Genomic DNA, 515 nt, shown 5'->3' with positions numbered 1-515 from the left:
CCGCGCTGCCCGTGTTGAGGGTCTGGCCGAGAAAGCCGTAGGCCATCCCGTTGCTGGGGTACGTCGTGTCGCCCTGGCTGACCACAAGCTGCGGCACCGTCACCGCAAAGGCAAGGCCGTTGCTGGTGCCGGTGGGGGTGGTTACGGTGACGTTGCCCGAGGTGGCGCCGGCGGGCACGGCCACCACCAGGCTCGTGGCCGTGTTGCTGCCGATGGTTGTCTGCGCGGTGCCGTTGAAGCTCACGCCGGTGGCCCCGCTGAGGTTGGCGCCGCTGAGGGTCACGCTCGTGCCCACCGGCCCGCTGGTCGGGCTCAGGCTGCTGAGGGTCGGCGTGAGCAAGGGCGTTGTCACGGCGAAGGCCACGCCGTTGCTGGTGCCGCCGGGCGTGGTCACGGTCACGTTGCCCGAGGTGGCGCCGGCGGGCACGTTCACCGTAATCTGGGTGGCCGAGTTCACCACGAAGCCCGGGGCGGTGACGCCGTTGAAGCGCACCGCCGTGGCCCCGGTAAAGTCG

General features: G+C 70.9%; 1 protein-coding gene. It reads right to left on the bottom strand.

The window, feature by feature from the left end:
* A partial coding sequence (locus ACP7AJ_RS21650; RefSeq protein WP_426062320.1) for an IPT/TIG domain-containing protein occupies positions 1–515 on the bottom strand: 515 nt, incomplete at both ends.

The organism is Hymenobacter sp. B1770 (genome assembly GCF_049896385.1).
GTDB lineage: Bacteria > Bacteroidota > Bacteroidia > Cytophagales > Hymenobacteraceae > Hymenobacter.
This window is presented reverse-complemented; position numbering and strand designations above follow the sequence as displayed.